Annotated in this window: 16 protein-coding genes and 2 tRNA genes; 4 read left to right on the top strand and 14 right to left on the bottom strand. The window is 63.3% G+C overall.

Going from position 1 to position 19878, the window contains the following annotated elements; genetic code table 11:
- Positions 1 to 196: 196 nt before the first annotated feature.
- From IE126_RS00885 to IE126_RS00895, 3 genes are all read left to right on the top strand, one after another.
- Complete coding sequence (locus IE126_RS00885) at positions 197 to 3697, top strand: CHASE domain-containing protein (protein ID WP_189379922.1); 3501 nt, start codon at positions 197 to 199, stop codon at positions 3695 to 3697.
- Positions 3698 to 3860: 163 nt separating this feature from the next.
- Positions 3861 to 5441 carry an ATP-binding protein gene (locus IE126_RS00890; RefSeq protein WP_189379923.1) on the top strand — a complete coding sequence of 527 codons (1581 nt, stop codon included), beginning with the start codon at positions 3861 to 3863 and terminating at the stop codon, positions 5439 to 5441.
- Positions 5442 to 5462: 21 nt separating this feature from the next.
- Positions 5463 to 5852 (top strand): response regulator, encoded by a 390-nt coding sequence (locus IE126_RS00895; protein ID WP_054303753.1) that lies wholly within the window; start codon positions 5463 to 5465, stop codon positions 5850 to 5852.
- A 42-nt stretch (positions 5853 to 5894) separates the two neighbouring features.
- Here the strand turns inward: IE126_RS00895 and IE126_RS00900 are convergent.
- The 7 genes from IE126_RS00900 to IE126_RS00930 form a co-directional block, all read right to left on the bottom strand.
- Positions 5895 to 5970 (bottom strand) — tRNA-Val (locus IE126_RS00900).
- Between the two features lie 115 nt (positions 5971 to 6085).
- Positions 6086 to 6160: transfer RNA gene (locus IE126_RS00905), tRNA-Val, on the bottom strand.
- Between the two features lie 19 nt (positions 6161 to 6179).
- Positions 6180 to 6635: an HU family DNA-binding protein gene (locus IE126_RS00910; protein WP_108130519.1), complete on the bottom strand. Its 456-nt coding sequence runs from the start codon at positions 6633 to 6635 to the stop codon at positions 6180 to 6182.
- 136 nt (positions 6636 to 6771) lie between these two features.
- Positions 6772 to 9180, bottom strand: coding sequence for an endopeptidase La (gene lon, locus IE126_RS00915; protein ID WP_054303755.1), 2409 nt, complete (start codon positions 9178 to 9180; stop codon positions 6772 to 6774).
- Between the two features lie 173 nt (positions 9181 to 9353).
- On the bottom strand, positions 9354 to 10484 hold the full coding sequence (gene tgt, locus IE126_RS00920) for a tRNA guanosine(34) transglycosylase Tgt (protein WP_189379924.1): 1131 nt from the start codon (positions 10482 to 10484) through the stop codon (positions 9354 to 9356).
- A gap of 149 nt (positions 10485 to 10633) precedes the next feature.
- Positions 10634 to 11785, bottom strand: a complete 1152-nt coding sequence (locus tag IE126_RS00925) for a mandelate racemase/muconate lactonizing enzyme family protein (RefSeq protein ID WP_189379925.1) — start codon at positions 11783 to 11785, stop codon at positions 10634 to 10636.
- Positions 11786 to 11926: 141 nt separating this feature from the next.
- Positions 11927 to 13018, bottom strand: coding sequence for an LLM class flavin-dependent oxidoreductase (locus IE126_RS00930; RefSeq protein ID WP_054303758.1), 1092 nt, complete (start codon positions 13016 to 13018; stop codon positions 11927 to 11929).
- Between the two features lie 114 nt (positions 13019 to 13132).
- Between IE126_RS00930 and IE126_RS00935 the strand changes: the two genes are divergently transcribed.
- Positions 13133 to 13684: a winged helix DNA-binding protein gene (locus tag IE126_RS00935; RefSeq protein ID WP_229825142.1), complete on the top strand. Its 552-nt coding sequence runs from the start codon at positions 13133 to 13135 to the stop codon at positions 13682 to 13684.
- A gap of 61 nt (positions 13685 to 13745) precedes the next feature.
- On the opposite strand, the gene IE126_RS00940 is transcribed toward IE126_RS00935, so the two are convergent.
- The 7 genes from IE126_RS00940 to IE126_RS00970 form a co-directional block, all read right to left on the bottom strand.
- Positions 13746 to 14348, bottom strand: a complete 603-nt coding sequence (locus IE126_RS00940) for a superoxide dismutase (RefSeq protein ID WP_189379927.1) — start codon at positions 14346 to 14348, stop codon at positions 13746 to 13748.
- Positions 14349 to 14471: 123 nt separating this feature from the next.
- Positions 14472 to 14915: a hypothetical protein gene (locus IE126_RS00945; protein WP_189379928.1), complete on the bottom strand. Its 444-nt coding sequence runs from the start codon at positions 14913 to 14915 to the stop codon at positions 14472 to 14474.
- A 50-nt stretch (positions 14916 to 14965) separates the two neighbouring features.
- A complete protein-coding gene (locus IE126_RS00950; RefSeq protein ID WP_189379929.1) occupies positions 14966 to 15394 on the bottom strand; it encodes a hypothetical protein in 429 nt (142 codons plus the stop codon).
- An 84-nt stretch (positions 15395 to 15478) separates the two neighbouring features.
- Entirely contained in the window at positions 15479 to 15934 is a 456-nt protein-coding gene (locus IE126_RS00955) for a hypothetical protein (RefSeq protein WP_189379930.1), read from the bottom strand.
- A gap of 81 nt (positions 15935 to 16015) precedes the next feature.
- Positions 16016 to 16567 carry a sarcosine oxidase subunit gamma gene (locus IE126_RS00960; RefSeq protein ID WP_054303763.1) on the bottom strand — a complete coding sequence of 184 codons (552 nt, stop codon included), beginning with the start codon at positions 16565 to 16567 and terminating at the stop codon, positions 16016 to 16018.
- Positions 16560 to 19538, bottom strand: coding sequence for a sarcosine oxidase subunit alpha family protein (locus IE126_RS00965; protein ID WP_189379931.1), 2979 nt, complete (start codon positions 19536 to 19538; stop codon positions 16560 to 16562). Before IE126_RS00965 ends, IE126_RS00960 begins: the two co-directional genes overlap by 8 nt.
- Positions 19535 to 19858 carry a sarcosine oxidase subunit delta gene (locus IE126_RS00970; protein WP_054303765.1) on the bottom strand — a complete coding sequence of 108 codons (324 nt, stop codon included), beginning with the start codon at positions 19856 to 19858 and terminating at the stop codon, positions 19535 to 19537. Before IE126_RS00970 ends, IE126_RS00965 begins: the two co-directional genes overlap by 4 nt.
- Positions 19859 to 19878 lie beyond the last annotated feature (20 nt).

A 19878-nucleotide genomic window follows, 5' to 3' on the forward strand; every position in this document is an offset into this window, starting at 1 on the left:
TGAAAATTGTGTGTATTTGCGGCCACAATATGGCAGAGTGGTACAAATTTCCGGGATTTTCCCGCCCGCCCGGAATACCGCAGAAATGCCAGATTTATGCCTCCCCAGAGACATGAAGCGGCAAATCTTGAAACCGGAGCTTTCAGACCGCAATCAGGGCGTGTATGCTCTGCACGCCCAAGACAAGAAGTTCGGCATGACCCGAAACGACCAGAACGCCTCGCCTTCCATACAGGGTAATATATTTGGCCTTGCACCGATTACCAGCCTCGTCCCGCTGACGCTGCTCGTCGCGGCCTTCTGCCTGACGGGTGTCCTGCTTGCCCCGTCGGGAGAGCCGGATGTCGTGGTGCTGCGCGGTACCGGCGTGGCGGTCGCCAGCCTGCTGGTTCTTGGCCTGCGGTGCTGGCCTGCCGTGTTCTGCGGCGCGCTGGCTGGTCAGATGCTGATTGCCGGCATGGGCTATGCCAATGTCGGCGGTGACGGTCGGCTGCCCTCCATGCTGATCCAGGCCGGGGCCTCGGCCTTGCAGGCCGTTGCGGGAGCCGGGGCGCTGATCTGGCTGTTCGGCTTTCCGCTCCGGCTGAATCGCGCACGACAGATCCTGTTCGCAGTGCTTGTGGTCATTCCGGTTACCAGCACCATCCTTCCGACGGCCGTAGTCCTGCTGATCAAGGTCACCACCCCCGATGTGCCTGCCGCGATGGGCTGGCACTGGTCGATCTGGTGGATGGGCAATGTGATCGGCGCGCTGCTGGCGATTCCGGTGGCCCTGCTTGGGCCGTGGAGCCGCCTGCCCGTCCTCTACTGGCGCGGCACGCCGATGCCACGCTTCAGCGGACAGGCGATCTTCTATCTGGCGCTTTCGGTACTGGCCACGTTCATCGCCTGGCATCAGGTCTCGCGCCTTGGCAATCAAAGTGACGAGGCGCAGTTTGAAATGCTGGCGCGCGATTCCGCCCATGCCCTGCGGCACCGGCTGGAAATGTTCACCTACGGGCTGAGCGGCGGCGTTGGTCTGTTTCAGGCCTCGAACGAGGTGACGGCCCAGGACTGGCGCGATTTCGCGGCCGCCTATGCCGAACGTGACGGGCTGACGGGGCTTGGCTTCATCGTTCCGGTGCCGCCGGGCGGCGGCGAGGCTTTCCTTGCCAAGTCGCGGGCCGACGGCATCGAGGACATGCACATCACCTCGCCGCGCGATGACGAAGAAATGTTCGTGATCAAATATGTCGAACCGATCGAATGGAACAGCGCCGCGCGTGGCCTGAACGTCGCCGCCGAGGAAAACCGCCGCATGGCCGCGATTACCGCCCGCGATACCGGGCGCGTCACCATCAGCCGTCCGGTCACGCTGGTGCAGGATCAGAAAAAGGGCTCCGGCTTTCTGTTGCTTGCCCCGCTTTATGACCTGCCGGGAACCCCGCCCACGGTCATGGGGCGCCGCGGGCATTTCGTCGGCTGGATCTATGCGCCGATCATCGTCGACAGGATGATGGCCACGCTTCTGGATCATACCAATCCGCAGACCCGGATCTCGCTTTACGACGGCCCGCATATTGCCGAGGCTCAGAAGTTCTATCAAAGCAGCGCGCCGGCAAGCGCACAACCGAAGTTCCGTTATGTCGAGCGGCTGAACATCTACGGCCAGACCTGGACCGTGGTCTGGGAAAGCACGCCCGCGCTGGAGGCCCGGCTCTGGAATATCGAGTCGCTGAGCGTGCTGCTGGTCGGCCTGTCGTTCTCAACGCTGCTGGCGGTGTTCCTGATTTCGGTGATGCGCCGAGAGGAGCTGGTACGCGCCACCGTCGCCCGCCGGACCCGCGAACTGGCGACGCAGGTCGAGGAAAACCGCTCGATCATCGAAACCGCCCTGACCAAGATCGCCCTGCTGGACGATGCCGGAAACGTGTTGCGGGTCAACGATGCTCTGCTGCGGCTTCTGCAACTGGACGAGCACGAGATTCTGGGCAAGCCCTTCTCGACGCTGTTGCGTGGGCAACTGGACGAGTATTTCTCGCTTCCGCGGAAATCTGAACTGCCGACCACCTATCGCGGCGAACTGGCTGCGGAATCACGCGACGGTCAGGCGCTGATGCTGGATGTGCAGGTGAACCCCTGGCGCAACAGCGATGGCCGCCGCCGCTATACCGTGGTGATGCGCAACATCACCGAGGTGCGCCGCATTTCGGATCAGCTGCGGACCACGCAGCACCGGCTGGATCTTGCCCTGACCGGGGCGCGCATCGGTGTGTTCGACATCGACCTGCACAGCGGAAAATCCGTCGTCTCGCGCACCTGGCTCGACCTTCTGGGGCTGGGGAACGAGGCCGCGACCGAGGCGCAGGCGCTGTGGCTGCAACGCATTCATCCCGATGATCTGCAAACCGTGCAGGAGGCGGATCAGGCCTGTATCGAAGGCCGGGCCGAAAGGTCGGTCAGCGAATACCGCATCCGCATGGATGACGGAAGCTGGCGCTGGATGCGCTCCAACGCGGTGGGTGAGGACCGGGACGAAACCGGGCGGGCCTGGCGTCTGATCGGGGTGCAGACCGATGTGACGGATCAGCGGCAACTGGATGAGATGAAGAAGCAGTTCGTCTCGACCGTCAGCCATGAACTGCGCACCCCGCTCACCTCGATCAACGGTTCGCTGTCCCTGCTGCTGAACACCATGGCAGCCGGGATTCCCGATCCGGCGAAACGGATGCTGACGATCGCTCAGAAGAACTGCGACCGACTGATCCATCTGGTGAACGACATTCTGGACATGGAAAAGCTGGACGGAATGTTGCAGCGCCCCGAACTCGTGACCAGCGACATATCGGCCCTGATCAGGAACACCATTCTGGTCAACCAGCCCTTCGCCACCCGCTTCGACGTGGCGTACCGGCTGGTCGCGGATTCGCCCGGCGCCATTGTCCGGCTGGACGAGAACAGGTTCCATCAGGTCATGGCAAACCTGCTGTCCAACGCGGCCAAATTTTCGCCACGCGGCGCCCAGGTCGACGTGCGGCTGGAACGTGGCCCGAAATATGTGACGGTCAGCGTCAGCAATGCCGGGAAAGGCATCCCCCCCGGTTTCCGCGAACAGATGTTCAAGCCGTTCTCGCAGGTCGACAGTTCCGCTAACCGCGAGGCCGAAGGCTCCGGTCTGGGACTGCATATCGCGAAGCGCATCGTGGAACAGATGGGCGGCCAGATCGACTTCCGGTCCGAGCCCGGCGTGCTCACGACCTTCTGGTTCACCTTGCCGCTGGAAACGCCGGACGAACATCCGCCTGCCCCGCCTGAAGGTAACGGCCCCCGAACCGGGCAGCCTGCGCATGTGCTGCATGTCGAATCCGATACCGAGGTTTCGGCGTTGCTGGCCACCGCCTTCGGAGCGGAGGCGAGGCTGACCAATGCCCTGAACGAAAGCAGCGCCCGCAAGCTGCTGTCCGAGACCAATTTCGACCTCGTCGTGCTGGGCTGGGGGCTGGAAACGGGCGATGGCAGGGATCTTCTGCGGGATGTCGCGATCTGGCAGCCGGGCGTTCCGGTTGTCACGCTTACTGCCGATGCACAGCGGCGCTCCGATCCGCGGGTGCTGGAAAGCTTCATCAAATCCAGCGCCACGCTGAGCAATGTCGCCGCCCGCTGCCTTGAGATCATGCGCGCAAACCCGCCGCCAAAAACAAGGGCTTGTGCCGGGTGAGGCCCCAGCGCCGGCAGGCAAATGCCCGGCTGCCTTGGAGATATCGGATTAGAATCCCAAAAACGCCACAGTTTCCGACAAGTTTACGCTCCAATAACCAGGAATTCTGAGACGGTGACTACCCGGCCGACAGGACGCGCGATCATCTAAAGAGGAATTACATATGTACGAGTTTCTGCAACAGAGCCTGTTGTCGCTCAGGGAGAATCTGGACGGTTTTCCCTTGGAACGTGCCATTTTCGCGCTGACCGTGTTTGCCATCCTGCTGGCCTTCGCCCTCAAGTGCCGGTCCAGCAAGGCCGAATCTGACAACCTGAAACTGCGCATCGAGGATCTGGAGGCCGATCTGAAGGCCGTGGATGCGCATGTGATGATCAATATTACCAATGCCGATGGCGGAATTGCCTATGCCAACAGCACGCTTGCGGCCGCGACCGGCTATGCCCCATCAGAACTGGTCGGCTTGCAGTTCCGCGACACGCTTCTGGTCAGCCGTGAGGATTCGCCGCCTGACCTCGACATCTTCATGCAGGAAGGCCGGACCTGGTTCGGCGAAACCCGCATCCGGCGCAAGGACGGCAGCCTGATCTGGACCCGCACGACCATCGTGCCGGTCATGGATCGCGCAGGCAAGCTGCGCCGCAGCGTCAGTTTGCGCACCGATATCACGCAATCCAAGCTGCTTCAGGCCGAATTGCAGGAACGGGCGATGATCGACCGCCTGCGCGACGAGGTTTACATCTTCTCAGCCGATACGCTGGAGCTTTTGTATCTCAACAAGCATTCGCTCGCCTCGATGGACCTGACGCCGGAACAGGTGCGCGGCAAGCGTCTGGTCGATCTGATCCAGCCCTTCGATGAAGAGAAGTTTCGCGCCCGTGTCGCACCGCTTCTGTCGGGCGAGGTCGATTCCATCCTGCACGAGGCCAACTGGCGTGGTCATCCGGTTGAGATCAACCTTCAGCAGGAACGCACGCTTGACGGCAAGTCGCGCTTCATCGCCGTGGTGCGCGACATCTCCAAACGCAAGCGCGCCGAGCGCAATCGCGCCGAATTCGTCGCCACCGTCAGCCACGAGCTGCGCTCGCCGCTGACCTCGGTGAAGGGCTCGCTGAACCTGATCAACTCCGGGGTTCTTGGCGCCCTGCCCGACAAGGCCGCGAATATGGTCGAGGTCGCGCTGCGCAACGTTGACCGCCTGCTGCGGCTTATCAACAACCTGCTCGACCTCGAAAAGCTCGACGCCGACATGATGGAGCTCAACATCGCACCGCTGGATGTGGTCGCACTTGCCGAAGAAGCCGTCGCCGCCAATGCGGGATATGGCCTCGAATACGGCGTCAAGCTGCGCTATGTCGGCACGCGCGCGCCGGTCATCGCCGAGGTCAGCCGCGACGGCATGTTGCAGGTTCTGACCAATCTGCTGTCGAATGCGGTCAAATTCTCCCCCCGGGCGCAATGGGTGGATCTGGCGGTCAGCGAAACCGCCACAGGCGTCCGGCTCAGCGTGACAGACCGCGGGCCCGGTATCCCGCCGGAGGCGCACCAGACCCTGTTTGCGCGCTTCGTCCAGGCCCATACCGAAACCGACCGTTCGCGCATCGGCACCGGGCTGGGGCTGAGCATCGCGAAGTCCATTGTCACCAAACACGGCGGCCGCATTTCCTTTACCAGCGAGGTCGGCGCCGGCACCACATTCTACATTGACCTGCCGCGCAGCGCCGTGCTGCGTTCTGTCGCCTGACGAAGGCCCGAAGGGAACAAGATGCCGCAACTGCCCAAAGTCATGCATGTCGAGGATGACCCGGATATCCGTGAAATCGCCCTGATCGCGCTTGAAATGGTCGGTGGGCTGGAGGTGATCCAGTTCTCCTCGGGGCAAGAGGCTCTGGCGGGGGCGGCTGCGGCAAACCCCGACCTGTTTCTGCTGGATGTGATGATGCCAGGCATGACAGGCGAGGAAACCCTGCTGGCGCTGCGCGCCATGCCGCAGTTTGCCGCCACCCCGGCGATCTTCATGACCGCGAAGGCACAGCATTCCGATGTCCGGCAGTTCATCGAGGCCGGTGCGCTGGATGTGATCGTGAAGCCCTTCGATCCGATGCAGCTTGCCACGCAGATCGTCGCGCTGTGGAACCAGTCGCTCGTGTCCTGAACGGCTGCCCTGCCCTTGCCGTCTGCCACCGGGTACGGGGAATGGTGGGCGGTGAGGGACTCGAACCCCCGACATTCTCGGTGTAAACGAGACGCTCTACCAACTGAGCTAACCGCCCGCCCTGCGCACGACCTAACGGATCGTGGCAGCCGGTGCAAGGGGCACGAACGCGACTTCCGGCCACTCAACTGCAAAATGAAAAAGCACGGCCGAAGCCGTGCTTTTCCGAATAATGGTGGGCGATAACGGATTTGAACCGCTGACATCTTCGATGTGAACGAAGCGCTCTACCGCTGAGCTAATCGCCCGATAGGCCGGTGTTTAGCCTCAGTCTTCGGCCTCTGCAACCCCCTCTGTCACATCTTTTTTGTCCGAAGTTTTTCCACCGCCGCGCTTGAGTTTGATCACGATCATCTCGTCACCGGCCGTGCCCTTCTGGCGGCCGATCTTGGCCTTGCCCAGCGGCGGCAGGTTCAGATCCTGCCCCTGCGACAGCGCCTCGCCGATCCGGGCCAGCGCGGCCTCGACGACGCTTTTCACCACCGGCTTCTTCGCGCCCGTCGCGGCGGCAACCTCGGCCACAAGGCGCTGCACTTTCAGCGTCTCACCCGCAGGCCTGGCGGCGGGCGCAGCCGTGGTCACCGCATCGGGCGCGGCAGTTTCGGCGGCCGCCCTGGGGGCTGCCTTTGCCTTCGCGACGGCGGCGGGCTTGCGTGTCGCGGTGCCGGTGCTCTTGGTGCGTTTGGGTGCCGCCTTGGCAGCGTCAGAGGGTTTCGTGGCCATATTTTCCCCATGGACTCGACTTGTGCCGCGACAATAGGGCAGAATTTCTGTTCTGGAAACATGTGGCAGGAACCGTTCGCCACAAGGCAACAATATTGCCAGAAAAAAGGGCGCGGTTTCCCGCGCCCTTTTGGGTTCAGTGGGCAACCTGCCCGGTCTGCGGCCCGGCCTTGGCGGCCGCTGCGGCAGCGGCAGCCTCCTCGGCGGCCTCGTCCCATTCCACCGGCTCGGGTGCACGCACCAGCGCCTGTGCCAGGACCTCGCGCACATGGGTCACGGGAATGATCTTGAGCCCTTCCTTCACATTGTCAGGAATCTCGGCCAGATCCTTCTCGTTCTCCTCGGGAATCAGCACGGTCTTGATGCCGCCCCTGAGCGCCGCCAGCAGTTTCTCCTTCAGACCCCCGATGGCGCTGGCATTGCCGCGCAGCGTCACCTCGCCGGTCATCGCGATGTCCTTGCGGACCGGGATGCCGGTCAGGACCGAGACGATGGCCGTCACCATGGCCAGACCGGCCGAAGGCCCGTCTTTCGGCGTGGCACCGTCAGGAACGTGAACGTGGATGTCGAGCGATTCGAACTTCGGCGGCTTCACCCCGATATCGGGGCTGATCGAGCGCACATAGCTCGACGCCGCGTCGATCGATTCCTTCATCACATCGCCCAGTTTCCCGGTCGTCTTCATCCGGCCCTTGCCCGGCAGCTTCAGTGCCTCGATCTGCAACAGATCGCCGCCCACGCTGGTCCAGGCCAGCCCCGTCACCACGCCCACCTGATCTTCCTTCTCGGCCAGACCATAGCGGAAACGCTGCACGCCCAGATACTCACCCACCTTCTCGGGCGTCACCTCGACGGTTTTCGTCTTCTTCTTGAGAATGTCGGTCACCGCCTTGCGGGCAAGTTTCGCGATCTCGCGCTCAAGATTCCGCACACCCGCCTCACGGGTGTAGTAGCGGATCACGTCGTTCAGCGCCGGATCGGTAATGCTGAACTCGCCCTTCTTCAGACCGTTCGCCTCCACCTGCTTGGGCAGCAGATGCTGGCGCGCGATCTCGCGCTTTTCATCCTCGGTATAGCCGGCCAGAGAAATGATCTCCATCCGGTCCAGCAGCGGCCCCGGCATGTTGTAGCTGTTGGCCGTGGTCAGGAACATCACGTTGGACAGGTCGTATTCCACCTCAAGATAGTGGTCGACAAAGGTCGCGTTCTGTTCCGGGTCCAGCACCTCCAGCATGGCCGACGCCGGATCACCCCGGAAATCCTGGCCCATCTTGTCGATTTCATCGAGCAGGATCAGCGGGTTGGTCGTCTTGGCCTTTTTCAGCGCCTGGATGATCTTGCCGGGCATCGAGCCGATATAGGTGCGCCGGTGACCGCGGATTTCCGATTCGTCGCGCACCCCGCCAAGGGAAATGCGGATGAACTCGCGCCCCGTCGCCTTGGCGACCGAACGCCCCAGCGAGGTCTTGCCGACGCCGGGCGGGCCGACGAGGCACAGGATCGGGCCTTTCAGCTTGGTCGAGCGCGCCTGCACCGCCAGATATTCGACGATACGTTCCTTGACCTTCTCAAGCCCGTAGTGGTCGGCATCCAGCACCTTCTGGGCGGCGCCCAGATCCTTCTTGACGCGCGACTTCACGCCCCACGGCACGCCCAGGAGCCAATCGAGGTAGTTGCGCACCACCGTCGCCTCGGCGCTCATCGGGCTCATGGACTTCAGCTTCTTCAGCTCGCCCTCGGCCTTTTCGCGCGCCTCTTTCGACAGCTCGGTCTTGCGGATGCGTTCTTCCAGCTCGTTCAGCTCGTTCTGGCCGTCCTCGCCGTCGCCCAGCTCCTTCTGAATGGCCTTCATCTGCTCATTCAGATAGTACTCGCGCTGCGTGCGCTCCATCTGGCTCTTCACGCGGGACTTGATCTTCTTCTCCACTTGCAGAACCGACATTTCGCCCTGCATGTGGCCATAGACCTTCTCCATCCGCTCACCCACGTCGAGCGTTTCCAGAAGCTCCTGCTTCTGGGCGACCGGAACCCCTAGGTGCCCGGCGACAAGGTCAGCCAGACGCGCAGGTTCGCGGGTATCCGAAACGGCGGCCAGCGCCTCTTCGGGGATGTTCTTCTTGATCTTGGCGTAGCGTTCGAATTCCTCGGCCACGGCGCGCAGCAGAGCCTCCACCACGTCGATGTCGCCGGGGGTTTCCTCCAGCGGTGCGATACGGGCCTCGAAGAACGAGTCGTTCGTCAGGAATTCGGTGATGCGCACCCGCGTCTTGCCCTCGACCAGCACCTTCACGGTGCCATCGGGCAGCTTGAGCAGTTGCAGCACATTCGCCAGCACGCCGGTGCGGTAGATGCCTTCCGCGCTGGGGTCGTCAATTGTCGGGTCCATCTGGCTGGACAGCAGGATCTGGCGGTCTTCGGCCATCACCTCTTCCAGCGCACGCACCGACTTGTCCCGTCCGACGAACAGCGGCACGATCATATGCGGGAACACCACGATGTCGCGCAGCGGCAGGACCGGGAAGCTTTGCGTGTGAATATCGCTCATGCGCGTTTCCTTCCTCTGGCAGGAAGACCCCGGCCCCGACCATCGGCAGCCCTGGCTTCCCCCTCTGGCCTCCATATCTGGGGGGCTGTCATGGAACTGTCAACCGCGGTGCCGGTAACATTGGCCGGATCGGTACCTTTGTGGGGCGACCCGATGCGGGCACCGGAGCGGGTTTACAGCGGGTCGATATCGCCTTCGGCACGCCGGGCGTGGAAATCGGCGACAAAAGCGGCCATCCGGCCTTCAGCAATGGCATCGCGCAGGCCCTGCATCAGCTCCTGATAATAATGCAGGTTGTGCCAGGTCAGCAGCATGCCGGAAATCATCTCACCCGCGCGGAAAACATGGTGCAGATAGGCCCGGCTGTAGCTGCGGCAGGCCGGGCAGGTGCAGTTTTCGTCCAGCGGGCGCGGATCATCCTGATGGCGGGCATTCTTGATATTGACCTGCCCGCGCCGGGTCCAGGCCTGACCTGTACGGCCAGAGCGGGAGGGCAGCACGCAATCCATCATGTCGATGCCACGTTCCACCGCCCCCACGATGTCATCGGGCTTGCCCACGCCCATCAGATAGCGCGGCTTGTCCTCGGGCAGATAGCCCGGCGCATAGTCCAGAACACCCAACATCGCCTCCTGCCCCTCGCCCACGGCAAGGCCACCCACGGCATAGCCGTCAAAGCCGATGGATTTCAGCGCCGCAGCGCTTTCCTCGCGCAGTTCGGGCGTCACGCCCCCCTGCATGATGCCGAACAGCGCATGGCCCGGCCGGTCACCGAAAGCGTCGCGCGAGCGCTGCGCCCACCGCATCGAGAGGCGCATGGATTTCGCCACCTCGTCCTCGGTCGCGGGCAGCGCCGGGCATTCGTCGAAACACATCACGATGTCCGAGCCGAGCAGGCACTGGATTTCCATGCTGCGTTCCGGTGTCAGCATGTGTTTGGAACCATCGACATGGCTGGAGAAGCGCACGCCCTCTTCGGTCAGCTTGCGCAGGCTGGCGAGGCTCATCACCTGAAAGCCGCCGGAATCCGTCAGAATCGGGCGGTCCCAGTTCATGAACTTGTGCAAGCCCCCGAGACGCGCGATGCGTTCGGCGGTGGGGCGCAGCATCAGATGGTAGGTGTTGCCCAGAAGAATGTCGGCCCCTGTCGCGCGCACCGATTCCGGCAGCATGGCCTTCACCGTTGCTGCGGTGCCGACCGGCATGAAGGCGGGGGTGCGGATCTCGCCGCGTGGGGTGGAGATCACGCCGGTGCGGGCGCGGCCATCGGTGGCGTGCAGCTGAAAGCCGAATCTTTGCGTCATGGTCCTGTCCTTCGGTCCAGCGCGCTTGATGCCGGGAAATGCGGCAAAAGCCAAGCCTGACGCGGGGTGTCGGCCGGATCGGGGGCCAGCCCCCATCGCGCGTGCCGCGCGATTCCCCCGGGATATTTGCGGACAGAAAATGATCCGGGTCAGCTTTGCCCGTGATAGAGGCGGTTGTAGGCGGAGGGGGCGTAGCCCTCGGTCGAGGTTTCGCGGTGCCCGGCCTGCGCGAGCCATGCAGCAGCGGGTTCGACACCCCAGCCGGGGGCGTCGGTGACTTCGATCTGACCGTCGGTGACGCGGAAGGGATCGCCCTCGAACAGCCCGCGTTGCCACGGGTAGTAATCATCGCCCTCAATGGAAAATTCGAGGTATTTCCCGGCATTGGGCACTGCACGCAACAGATGCGCGGTGGCGATGGTGACCAGCGACAGGTTCGCGGCATGGGGTGTGCAGGGCAGGCCCACGTGGGCGGCCATCCGCGCGACATCGAGCGTGCGGGTGAGGCCGCCAAGATACAGGATGTCCGGCTGCACCACATCCACCGCCGGAGCTGCGACGATGCGCTGCCACTGGGCCATGTCGCAATCCTGCTCGCCGCCGGTCACGTCGATCTCCAGCGCCTCGGTCACCGCGCGAGTGGCGTCGATATCCCACCAGGCAACGGGCTCCTCGTAATGGGCGACGCCATTATCTTCCAGCCTGCGGCCCACTTCGATGGCGCGCGGCAGGCTGAAGCCGGAATTGGCATCGACCAGCATATCAATACCCTGCCCCAGACGCGCTGCGACGGTGGGGATGATGACCTCGGTCCGCCCCTCCCACTGGTCACGGTCAGCACCGCATTCCGCCCCGATGCGCCATTTCGCGGCGGTGAAACCCTGTTCGCCGCAAAGACGCGCCAGACGTTCCGCCTCCAGATCCGGCTGGATGTCGCGGCGCATCGAACTGGCGTAAAGCCGCACCCTGCCCGGCCGCCCGCCGATCAGCGCCACCACCGGCTGTTCCGCCACCCGCCCCCGCAGATCCCAGAGCGCGGTATCCAGCCCCGCCAGCGCGCGTTGCAGATAGCTGCCGGGGTATTTGTGTTCCATCGTCAGGATATGGGTGCCTAGTTCAGCCGCCTCGGCCACCGGCCAGCCAAGCGCCCAGGGCGCGATCTGGCGGTGGAAAATGGCTGCCGTGATGTCGGCGTTATAGGGCGCGCATTGCCCCCAACCGTAAGAGCCATCCTGCGCGGTCACCCGCACGAAGCAGACGAATTCGTTGGAAAAGGTTTCCAGTCGGGCGATGGTGAGCATCTTCCCCTCCACAGGCGCGTCAGGGCCAGCATGCGCGAGGCGCGCGGGCTTGCCTAGAGCGTTTCGGGAAAATCTGGCCTGTCCCCGCCCTCAAAAGAAAGGCCCGGCGCGAGGCCGGACCAGTCAGGGGTTAGGGCAAGATCAGCGAATGCCGGCCTTTTCCAGACGCGGCAGAACCTCGTCGCGGAAATAGGGGAATTCCTTGATGTAATCGACGAAGCTGAGCGTGGTGCCTGCAAAGCCCGTTTCGTGCAGCTTCACGATGCCTGCCGCCACCTGATCGGGGGTTCCGACCAGCGGGAAGCCACCATGGCCCATGGCAAACAGGTGCTTGATCTGCGCCAGCAGGTCATGCGGGAAGCTGTGGGCATGGGCGAATTGCAGGTTCACCAGATTGTCCACGGCTTCCTTGTCGCAATTCTCGACCGCCGTGTAATGCAGCCAGTCCTGCGCTTCCTTCTCGGTCGGGCGGCAGATCACATGGCTGAATGTCAGCACCTCGACCTTGCGGCCCTTGGCGGCGGCCTGCGCCTTCAGATCGGCAATTTCGCCCTTTGACCGCTCAAGGTCGATGGCCGGGGTGAACAGGAAATCGGCGTTGTCGGTGGCGAAGGCGCGGCCTTGCGGGCTGCCCGCCGCATTGAGAATCGGCACAGAACCGCGCTGCGGCTTCGGATCGCCCTTCACGCGCTTTGCCTTGAAATACTTGCCGTTCCAGTCGAAATGCTCATCCGAGGACCAGAGCTTCTTCACCAGATCGAACCATTCCTGCGCATAGCCGTAGCGGGTTTCGTGATCGTCGGGCAGGTCCAGACCCAGCGCCTCGTATTCCGGCTTGTTCCAGCCCGCGACGATATTCAGCCCGGCGCGTCCATGGCCGATCTGGTCGATGGTGGCGATCTGTTTCGCCACGACGACCGGATGGTTGGCGGTGGTGTGGATGGTGGAAAAGACGGCGATGTTCTTCGTCGAGGCCAGCAGACCCGCCGCCCAGGTCATCGTTTCCAGCACGCCACCGTGAAAATCGGTCTCGCCGCCGTAGCCGATCCAGCGGGCGATGGGCAGCATGAAGTCGATGCCGGCGGCATCGAGCATCTTCGCCAGTTCAAGATTGTTGTCCCAGGAATTGTCCCAGCGTTCGGCAATCTTCGTCGGCGTCATGCCCGACGAGCAGTTGGTCGAGAAAGTGCCAAGGCGAAAGCGATCGCCCGAGAGCATCGGGTGTTGCGGCATGTCAGCGGTCCCTGTTGGTTTAGGATTTATTTTATGATTGAAAGTCTATCTTAAAATCGCATTGCGTCAACGGTTTTGCCGTCCCATGCTGCCGGTATGGATGACGGAAAACCAATGGCGAAGAAAACCCTTCAAGCTCAAAGCGATGACGCCGACACCCGCCTGGACCTGCGCTGGCACCTTGCCGCCAGCGCCGCCGAAGTCGATGCGACCGAGCTGGAGTTTGCCCTGATGCGCGCCTTCGAGGGATTCGGGCGCTGGCAGTCGGAATGCCTCGCCTCGGTCTGCGACGTGGCGGCAACCGGGCCGGAAAACGCCATGCTGCACATCATCCGCATGAATGACCGGCCCAAAAGCCTGAAGGACCTCGCCCGGCTGATGAACCGCGACGACGTGCCGAACATGCAATATTCGCTGCGCAAGCTGATCGGCGCCGGTCTGGTGGAGCGCAAGGGCTCGGGCCGTGCGGGCGTCACCTACGAGGTGACGGACCAGGGCCGCCAGGTGACCGATGATTACGGCACACTGCGCCGCCGTCTGCTGATCGAGGCGATCGGCAATGTGCCGGGTTTCGCCGCCCGTCTGGCCGAAGCCGCGCGCACGCTGAACCTGCTGTCAGGCATCTATGAGGAAGCCGCGCGGGCTGCCGCCACCCACCGGCACTGAAACCGGCACAGAAAAGGCCCGCCGGGTTTCCCCGACGGGCCTGCGCATGATCCCGAAAAGATCAGAGCTTGGCAGCAACCGCTTCCCAGTTGACCAGCTTGTCAAGGAAGTTGGTCAGATAGGCCGGGCGCTTGTTGCGGAAGTCGATGTAGTAGGAATGTTCCCACACGTCGCAGCCCAGCAGCGCGGTCTGGCCGAAGCAAAGCGGGTTCACGCCATTCTCGGTCTTGGTGACCTTCAGCGACCCGTCCTTGTCCTTCACCAGCCAGGCCCAGCCCGAGCCGAACTGGCCCGCGCCGGCGGCGGCGAAATCTTCCTTGAACTTTGCGACCGAACCGAAAGCCTCGGTCAGCGCCTTTTCCAGCGCGCCGGGGATCTTCTTGTCCTCACCCGGGCCCATCACTTCCCAGAACAGGTTGTGGTTCCAGTGCTGCGAGGCATTGTTGAAGATGCCGTTCTGCGCCACGGCGCCGGCCTGATAGGTGCCCTTCACGATGTCTTCGAGCGATTTCGATTCCCACTCGGTGCCCGCGATCAGCTTGTTGCCGTTGTCGACATAAGCTTTGTGGTGCAGGTCGTGGTGGTACTCCAGCGTCTCTTTCGACATGCCGAGCGCGGCCAGCGCGTCATGGGCATAGGGAAGATCGGGAAGCGTGAAAGCCATGGGAGTCACTCCTGTTCGAGAAGATTGCCGTCGGGGCCAATAAGGCCCCCCAAAGGAACAAGGTCAAGGGGCACCTCCCGGTTCCCGACAAAAACCCTGTCCTTCATCCGGCGGGAGGGCGGATCACTTCTTGCGCTTCTTCGGCGCGTCCGCGCGAACCTCGCACTGGCCGCGCGAGGTAAAGCGATTGTCAAAGCCCCGCGGAATCACGGAAAGGCGAATTTCATTCGTCGCCTTGATGAGCGTTCCGGTAAAGGCAAGGCTGGCGTTGCGGGCATTCCGTCCCTTGGCGCCACGCACTTCCCATTTGAACGTGGCCTGACGGTCATCGTCCTGCGTGACCTTGGCACTCACCGAACCGCCGGTGACCTTTTGGGTAAGCCCGTCGGCCACCACCGCCACACCTGTTCCCGGAACGATCTGGATGATCATGTCCGGCGGAATGGGAGAGCCCTTGGTTTGCTTGCCAGTCGTGCAATAAACCGTCACCGGGTCCGCCGCATGCGCCCCCCCGGCAAAGCCGGAAATCAGGGCGACCGCGGCCGCAATACCGAATATTTTCCGCATGTTACTCTCCATATACCCTTGAAACAGTCATGCTTGGCCTGAAAGGAAGATTATTTCTTGCGTTTCTTCGCAGGTTCGTCCTTCAGCACCTTACAGGTACCGCGCACATTGGTGGAATTGTCGTAACCACGCGGGGCACCAAACAGGGAGACCTTGCGGCGATCCTTGCTGAAGGTGGCGGTGTACATGATGGTACCCGTCCGGGCCGTTTTGCTCCCGCGCACACGCACATCCCAGGTGACGGTATCGCCATCCGCCTTCAGTTTGGCAGGAATCGGCTTCTTCCCGACAAAGTGCGCGATGACGCCATCGTAGACCTGCGCGCTGCCCTGCGCTTCATCCAGGATGAAAAGGATTTCCGGCATCACCCATTCGTAATTTGACACTTTCTGCGTGCAAATCAACGCCTGCGGCGCGGCCTGAGCCGCCCCTGCGGCCAGCAACATGACGCTCGCCGCAATACCAAACACGTTACGCATGACTTACTCCCAAGTCTGACACACGGCACCACAGTCGCCCCGCCGTACGGGCGCCTCGCACCGGCGTGCCGGTGCAGAAGGACATCACTTCTTCGGGCGCTTGCCGGGCTTGTCGCGAACCACCTCGCAATGCCCACGATAGGAATAGCTGCCCGGATAGGCTTCGGGCACGATGGTCAGGCGCAGGCTGCCATCCTTGCGGCCGATCCTGGCCTCGTAGCGCAGATCGGACCGGGCGGAGCGGTTGTCACGCACGCCTTTCAGCGTCCAGCGCAGCACAAGATCTTTCGGCGTGTCACGCACCACCTGCGCCGTGACCCCTGAACCGCCGGTAACCGAATGGATCAGCGGGTCCATGGCCAGCACAACCTTGTTGGCCGGATCGAACATGATCAACAGCGGGTTCTTGGCAAGGGCAAGCCGGTTTTTCGCCGTCACCTCGCAGCCATAGATCACGGGGGGTGTTGCGGCCCGGGCGTGATTTGCCTGCAGGGCCGCGCAGAGGCTGATCATCAGCCCGACAAAACATCGTGAAAACAATCTGGTAACTCCGGGGCATACACGCGCCTACAACCTGTAGCGCATGAATGCCCCGGATCTGTCAACTGCAAAGTGAGCGGGTCAGAACAGCTCTGCGCCCTTGGTGGCGGAATGCGACAGAAGGCCCATCACATAGCCCGCGACCGAGCGGAAGCAGACGAGGCTGTAGCCCGTCTCATCCGCCCAGAAGGCACCCGCCACCTGCGCCAAGCGGGTCCGGCGCAACTCGCCCGGCGCCAGCGTCGCGTGATCAACCGGCGCGAGCTTCATCAGCACCTCGGCCGCCTGCGTGCCTTCAATCCGGAACACCGCGCGCGCGTCCGACACATCCACAGCCAGATGATGCTGGCCGGCCAGCTTTTCTGCCAGCGTGGCCAGCGCGGCTTTCACCTCGGTATAGGGGACGATCAGCAGATATTCGTCAGGGCTCATCCAGCCTGCGGCCTTGTCACCCGCCACCTCGATCCGGCGCTGCGCGGGAAGCGCGGTGCCGGTGACGGCGGTCACCGCCGCCGCCAGACCCGGTACATCAGGCTTGGCGCGCAGGGTGATCATGCCCAGCGGGCCGATTTCCCGGACAGAGGCGAAGCCGTCGAAGCGGGCACCGCCCAGGGCGCTTGCAACCTTAGACATTCTGCTTTTCCCCTTCCTTGTCGTAGAACACCGGGTCCACGATCTTCACCTGCATGGTCGAACCGTCGAGCTTCGTCATCTCGATGGTCTCGCCGAGCCGCGTCAGGCCCCCTTTCACCAGACCCATGGCAATGCCCTTGCCCAGCGTCGGCGAGAAATAGGTGGAGGTTACGCGGCCCTGCGTATTGCGCTGGCCATTGGCGTTGAAGCCCGGCGCCGGCGCATAAGAGCCATCGGGGATGACCGATCCGTCCAGCGTTTCCAGACCCACCAGCTTCCAGCGGTCGGGATTGGCCAGATAGGGCCGTTCCTGCCCGCGCTTGCCCAGATAATCGGCCTTCTTCTTGGAAATCGCCCAGCCGAGGTTCAGGTCTTGCGGGATCACCGTGCCATCGGTTTCGTCGCCGATCATGATGAAGCCCTTTTCGGCGCGCAGGACGTGCAGCCCCTCGGTGCCGTAAGGCATCATGCCGAACTCGGCCCCCGCCGCCAGCAGCGCATCCCAGAAGGCGCGGCCTTCGCTGGCCGGAACCGCGATCTCATAGGACAATTCGCCCGAGAACGAGATGCGATAGACCCGTGCGTTGAAGCCGCCCAGCGTGCCGTCGGCCCATTGCATGAATGGCAAGGTCTCTTTCGAGACATCCATGCCGCCGAGCTTCTCCAGCACCTTGCGGGCGTTGGGGCCGACCACGGCGATCTGGGCATATTGCTCGGTGACATTGGCGGTATAGACCTGCCAATCCCACCATTCGCATTGCAGCCAGTCCTCCATCCAGGCGTGGATGCGATCCGACCCGCCCGAGGTGGTGTGGCAAAGCCAGGTATCCTCGTCGATGCGCGCAACCACGCCGTCATCGGACAGGAAGCCCTGTTCGTTGCACATCAGGCCATAGCGGCATTTGCCGATCCCGAGGTTCGACATGACATTGGTATACAGCATGTCGAGGAACTTGCCTGCATCCGGCCCCTTGACGATGATCTTGCCAAGGGTCGAGGCATCCAGAAGGCCCACATTGGTGCGGGTGTTCTTCACCTCACGGTGGACCGCCTGTTCATGGGTTTCGCCCGCGCGCGGATAGCAATAGGGGCGCTGCCACAGGCCGACGGGTTCCATATAGGCGTTCTGGGACAGGTGCCAGGCGTGGATCGGCGTCGTGCGCAGCGGCTGGAAGATCTCACCCCGCGCCTCGCCCGCCAACGCGCCGATGGTCACGGGCGTATAGGGCGGGCGGAAGGTCGTGGTGCCAACCTGCGGCACCGGGGCCGACAGGCTGTCGGCCAGAACCGCCAGACCGTTGATATTGCTGAGCTTGCCCTGATCGGTTGCCATGCCCAGCGTGGTGTAACGCTTGGTATGTTCGACCGAGGTATAGCCCTCGCGCGCGGCCAGTTGCACGTCGCTGACCTTGACGTCGTTCTGGTAATCCAGCCACATCTTCATGCGCAGATCGACCGGCGCACCCTGCGGCATGATCCAGACCGGCTCCATCGCCGCTTCCTGCGGGGCGGTGGCCACGGGGGCCATACCGCCACCAGCGGCGTCAGTGGCGTCCAGCAGCACATCGGCGGCTGACAGCGCCCCCGAGGCCGCACCAGCGGTCACCACCAGCGCAGCACCATCATGGTTCAGCGGCGGTCGGGCCTTGTCGGGGGCGAATTGCGCCTGCGCCTCGTCCCAGCGCAGCTTGCCGCCGCAATGGCTCCACAGGTGGACGACCGGCGACCAACCGCCCGACATGGCGACGGCATCACAGGCAATCTCTTCCAGAACCGAGCCCTGGCCGACCTGCGCGCAGATGGCGACGCCGGTGACGCGCTTGCCGCCCTTCACCTTGGCGATGGCCTTGCCCGCCTCGACCCGGATGCCCATGGCGCGGGCCTTCGCGGGCAGTTCACCCGTCACGCTGGCACGGGCGTCCAGCACCACCGGCACCTCCAGCCCCGCCTCTTTCAGCGCGATGGCGGTGCGATAGGCGTCATCATTGTTGGTCACGATCACCGTGCGGTCGCCGGGCGCGACGGCCCAGTTGATCAGGTAATCGCGCACCGCCGCCGCAAGCATGACGCCCGGAATGTCATTGCCCGCGAAGGACAGCGGCCGTTCGATGGCGCCCGTCGCCGCGATGATCTGCCCGGCGCGCAGACGCCACAGCCGGTGGCGCGGGCGCCCGTCGCCCGGCGTGTGATCAGCGACCTTCTCGTCGCAAAGCACATAGCCGTGGTCATAAGACCCCGCCGCCATACAACGGCTTCGGAGCGTCACATTCTCCATGCTTTCAAGGGCCTGAACGGCGTTCTTCACCCAGACCTCTGCGGGCTGGCCCTCGATCTCGATACCATCGACCGGCGCGCGGCCACCCCAATGGGCGGACTGTTCCACCAGCCAGACGCGCTTGCCCGCCTTCGCCGCCGTCAGCGCCGCCTGAAGACCGGCAATCCCGCCGCCCACCACGAGGATGTCGCAGAAGGCATAGGCCTGTTCGTAACGGTCGGCATCACGGTCCTTCGGCACCTTACCCAGACCCGCCGACTGACGGACCACGGGTTCAAAGATGTGCTTCCACGCGAAACGCGGATGGATGAAGGTCTTGTAATAGAACCCGGCGGGCAGGAAGCGGCTGGCATAGTTGTTCACCACACCGACGTCGAATTCCAGGCTCGGCCAGTGGTTCTGCGAGGTGCAGGTCAGGCCATCGAACAGCTCGGTCGTGGTGGTGCGCTGGTTCGGCTCGAACCGGCCGCCCTGCCCCATGTTGACCAGCGCGTTCGGCTCTTCCGCGCCCGAGGCCACGATGCCGCGCGGACGGTGATATTTGAACGACCGGCCAACCAGCATCTGATCATTGGCCAGCAGCGCCGCGGCCAGCGTGTCGCCGCCAAAGCCCTTCAGGCGCTTGCCGTTGAAGGTGAATTCGCAAGGCGCCGTCCGGTCGATCAGACGGCCGCCCTTCGCAAGACGGGTGCTCATTTGGTGCCCTTCCAGTCCGGCCGCTTGGCCTTGATCTTCTCGACGATTTCGGCGGGCGGCTCGGTGGTCTGGGCGGAATAGGTACCGAAGACCTCCAGCGTCGCGGTGCAGCGCGCCGCGAGGAACCACTTGCCGCAGCCATAGGCATGGCGCCAGCGTTCAAAATGCACGCCCTTCGGGTTCTTGCGGGCGAACATGTAGGCTTCGAATTCCTCGCCGGTCGAACCGGGGCCGAAGCGTTTCAGATGCGCCTCGCCACCGGGCGAGAGTTCGGTTTCCTCGGCCTTCACGCCGCAATAGGGGCATTCAAGGATCAGCATGTGCGGGCCTCGTGTTTGCA

Origin of the sequence: Gemmobacter nanjingensis (assembly GCF_014652195.1) — a bacterium.
Taxonomy (GTDB): domain Bacteria; phylum Pseudomonadota; class Alphaproteobacteria; order Rhodobacterales; family Rhodobacteraceae; genus Gemmobacter; species Gemmobacter caeni.

What these genes read in the sequence shown, in the direction of transcription:
- IE126_RS00885 (WP_189379922.1), top strand. Translation starts at nt 197, where the DNA reads ATGACCCGAAACGACCAGAACGCCTCGCCTTCCATACAGGGTAATATA.
- IE126_RS00890 (WP_189379923.1), top strand. Translation starts at nt 3,861, where the DNA reads ATGTACGAGTTTCTGCAACAGAGCCTGTTGTCGCTCAGGGAGAATCTG.
- IE126_RS00895 (WP_054303753.1), top strand. Translation starts at nt 5,463, where the DNA reads ATGCCGCAACTGCCCAAAGTCATGCATGTCGAGGATGACCCGGATATC.
- IE126_RS00910 (WP_108130519.1), bottom strand. Translation starts at nt 6,635, where the DNA reads ATGGCCACGAAACCCTCTGACGCTGCCAAGGCGGCACCCAAACGCACC.
- lon (WP_054303755.1), bottom strand. Translation starts at nt 9,180, where the DNA reads ATGAGCGATATTCACACGCAAAGCTTCCCGGTCCTGCCGCTGCGCGAC.
- tgt (WP_189379924.1), bottom strand. Translation starts at nt 10,484, where the DNA reads ATGACGCAAAGATTCGGCTTTCAGCTGCACGCCACCGATGGCCGCGCC.
- IE126_RS00925 (WP_189379925.1), bottom strand. Translation starts at nt 11,785, where the DNA reads ATGCTCACCATCGCCCGACTGGAAACCTTTTCCAACGAATTCGTCTGC.
- IE126_RS00930 (WP_054303758.1), bottom strand. Translation starts at nt 13,018, where the DNA reads ATGCCGCAACACCCGATGCTCTCGGGCGATCGCTTTCGCCTTGGCACT.
- IE126_RS00935 (WP_229825142.1), top strand. Translation starts at nt 13,133, where the DNA reads ATGGCGAAGAAAACCCTTCAAGCTCAAAGCGATGACGCCGACACCCGC.
- IE126_RS00940 (WP_189379927.1), bottom strand. Translation starts at nt 14,348, where the DNA reads ATGGCTTTCACGCTTCCCGATCTTCCCTATGCCCATGACGCGCTGGCC.
- IE126_RS00945 (WP_189379928.1), bottom strand. Translation starts at nt 14,915, where the DNA reads ATGCGGAAAATATTCGGTATTGCGGCCGCGGTCGCCCTGATTTCCGGC.
- IE126_RS00950 (WP_189379929.1), bottom strand. Translation starts at nt 15,394, where the DNA reads ATGCGTAACGTGTTTGGTATTGCGGCGAGCGTCATGTTGCTGGCCGCA.
- IE126_RS00960 (WP_054303763.1), bottom strand. Translation starts at nt 16,567, where the DNA reads ATGTCTAAGGTTGCAAGCGCCCTGGGCGGTGCCCGCTTCGACGGCTTC.
- IE126_RS00965 (WP_189379931.1), bottom strand. Translation starts at nt 19,538, where the DNA reads ATGAGCACCCGTCTTGCGAAGGGCGGCCGTCTGATCGACCGGACGGCG.
- IE126_RS00970 (WP_054303765.1), bottom strand. Translation starts at nt 19,858, where the DNA reads ATGCTGATCCTTGAATGCCCCTATTGCGGCGTGAAGGCCGAGGAAACC.